The sequence below is a fragment of the Xanthomonas arboricola pv. guizotiae genome (assembly GCF_002940205.1).
Lineage (GTDB): Bacteria > Pseudomonadota > Gammaproteobacteria > Xanthomonadales > Xanthomonadaceae > Xanthomonas > Xanthomonas arboricola_C.
The window spans coordinates 1-2,823 of the sequence record NZ_MDSK01000081.1 but is presented as its reverse complement, the minus strand read 5'-3'; the positions used below and the strand labels follow the sequence as shown (position 1 = coordinate 2,823).

The window sequence follows — 2,823 nt, the reverse complement described above, 5'->3', positions numbered from 1 at the left end:
TGCTCGCTGAAGACGTCTACGCCACGCATGGTAGTGGGGGATGTTCCGACTCAAGTAGTCTACGAGCTGAGAGGTATTTCAGCAGCCTGTTAGGCATTGAGAACTCAAGCGCAAAGCTTGCCAACAGCGCCCCTAAGGCATTCCCTCTCCACCCATGCCTGAAAGTCAGTACCACCATCGGCACGAGCATCGCGACCATCAAAACGTTTCGAATCGATGGATCATTCAAGACACTAAGAGTGAAGAAGAAGCTGAGGACAACAACCACAGCGACGCCAACATCCCGCGGAAAACTGGAACGGACAGGGCTCTCATTCCAATTGGCCCACAACATTACCGGCAACAACAGGGTAAGCACGCCGAGATAGCTGCCCGACCCATATCGCAGCAGCAGGTCGATTACAGGGTAGATCGGCGGCCCACCGAGCAGCCCATTCAATAACAGGCTGCATAACGCATTCCAAAGGGCTAGCGCGAGAGCCGCAGGGACAAGCCACTGCTCCCGCTTGACGATGTAAGGAGCGCGGTAACGCAGCAGTCCAATCGCACAGGCGATCAAGGGCGCGTGCAATAGGGGGCTCAAATACGACCAGAGCGGGCTGAACCCCTGAAGCTGGCCCAAGGGAATCCGCAGGAACAACATCGCTGCAGCGTCCCCCGCCAACAGAAACGGCCACTCCCGATAGGGTCGATAGAGCAAAGCAACGACCCGCAAGCCAACTGGCAGGTACCACTGATCAAGGGAAAAACGCCAAAGCATCAGAAACACCAAGCAGTAGCACACGCTGATCAGCATGCCTCTGACAAGCTCTTTAGCTACTGCCATACCACCACTCCTTGGTTCCACGATTCGCCCTAGTCTGGAGGGAAACTGCCTGTCGGAGTATAGCGGTGGCGCACAATTTGCAAAAAGAGCCAGTACGCTTCCAGGCGGTCATCGCCTTTGAAGACGCGTATTGCACTTTGCTGGTGCGTCGGGCCATGCGGGAATCAGGTCGCCTGACACGGCACGGCCACAGCTGCGAACAGTTGCGAGAAGGCGCACGCACCCGGTCCAGCTCAACGATGACAGTCAGCTGGATTGAGGCTTGCAGCGATGCAGGCAGGCGGGACATCGCAAGGCCTGAGGCGGGACCGTCAACGAACAAGGCCGCGCAGTGCGCGGCCTTGTTCGTCTTCCATGCCGATATCAGCATAACGGAGCGGATCAGCCCTCCATCTGCTCCAGCTCCTTGCCCTTGGTCTCGTAGACGTACTTGAGCACGAAGAACACCGAGATGAAGGCGGCGACAGTGTAGATGCCGTAGGCGCCGGCCAGGCCGATGCTGCCGAGCAGGATCGGGAAGCTGACGGTGATGGCGAAGTTGGAGGTCCACTGCGCGGCGCCGGCAATGGCAAGGCCCGAGCCGCGGATCTGGTTGGGGAACATCTCGCCTAGCATCACCCACATCACCGGGCCCCACGAGGCATTGAAGAACACCACGTAGACGTTGGCGGCCACCAGCGCGAGCATGCCCATGGCGTCGGACATGGCGAGCTTGCCGTTGGGGTCCAGCGAGGCGGTGGCGAAGGCATAGGTCACCAGCGCCAGCGAGACCGCCATGCCGGCCGAGCCGATCCACAGCAACGGCTTGCGGCCGATCTTGTCGACCAGCATCACCGTGATCAGGCAGGCGCCGATGCTCAGGCCGCCGGAGAGCACGTTGATCAGCAGTGCGTCCTGCTCGGAGAAGCCCACCGCCTGCCACAGCACGGCGCCGTAATAGAACACCACGTTGATGCCGACCAGTTGCTGGAACACCGCCAGGCCCACGCCGATCCAGACGATCGGGCGGATCTTGCCGGTGGCCTTGTTGATGAGGTCGGAGAACTTGGGCTTGTGCTGGTCGGCCGACATCGAGGCCGAGATCTCGGCCAGCTTGGTCTGCGCGGCGGCGTTGCCGTACAGGCGCTTCAACACCAGCAGCGCCTGTTCGCGGCGGCCCTTGACCACCAGGTAGCGCGGGCTCTCCGGGATAACCAGCAACAACAACAGGAACAGCAGTGAGGGAACCGCCTGCATCCAGAACATCCAGCGCCAGGCGGCCTGCCCGGCCCATAGCGGCTCGGTGGAGGCGCCGGCCGCGTTGGCCAGCAGGTAGTTGCTCAGGAATGCGCAAAACAGCCCGCTGATGATGGCGATCTGCTGCATGGTGGCGAGCCGGCCGCGATAGCGCGCGGAGGCGACCTCGGCGATGTAGGCCGGCGAGATGACGCTGGCCGCGCCCACCGCAAAGCCGCCCATCACGCGCGCGAAGATGAAGAAGCCGGAACTGTGCGAGGCACCGGCGCCAATGGCCGAGAGCAGGAACAGTGCCGCCGAAATGATCAGGACCGCGCGGCGGCCCCAGCGGTCGGCCAGACGGCCGGCAAAGAAGGCGCCGATGGCGCAGCCCAGCAGCATCGAGGCGACTTCGAACCCGGTTTCGGCGGCGCTGGAATTGAAGGTCTGCTTCAGGCCGTCGACAGTGCCGTTGATCACACCGCTATCGAAACCGAACAAAAAGCCGCCGATCGTGGCTACGCAACTGATCAGGACGATAAAACGGGTGTTCTCACCGGCATCGGGGGCGCCGTTTACGGAGACACTGGACATGGATTCACCTGGAAGCATGCAAGGGAGCGGCCACGGGGGCGGCCGACATCGGCCGGCGACGCGCAGTGCGCCGCCGGCCACGGGACATCAACGGGTCAGATACTGGTTGATCAGGTTCTCGTAGGCTTCCTGACGGCCGCTGAGCTGCTTGGGTTCGTTGCCGGCGGCGTACCTGGCCAGATCCACCA

At 62.0% G+C, this 2,823-nt stretch carries 2 protein-coding genes; both read right to left on the bottom strand.

Features of this window, described 5'->3' with window-relative positions:
- Nucleotides 1–16: 16 nt before the first annotated feature.
- Nucleotides 17–826 carry an MASE1 domain-containing protein gene (locus XarbCFBP7408_RS21780; protein ID WP_258072298.1) on the bottom strand — a complete coding sequence of 270 codons (810 nt, stop codon included), beginning with the start codon at nucleotides 824–826 and terminating at the stop codon, nucleotides 17–19.
- 381 nt (nucleotides 827–1,207) lie between these two features.
- Nucleotides 1,208–2,635 (bottom strand): sugar porter family MFS transporter, encoded by a 1,428-nt coding sequence (locus XarbCFBP7408_RS21775; protein WP_181107107.1) that lies wholly within the window; start codon nucleotides 2,633–2,635, stop codon nucleotides 1,208–1,210.
- Between the last annotated feature and the right edge of the window lie 188 nt (nucleotides 2,636–2,823).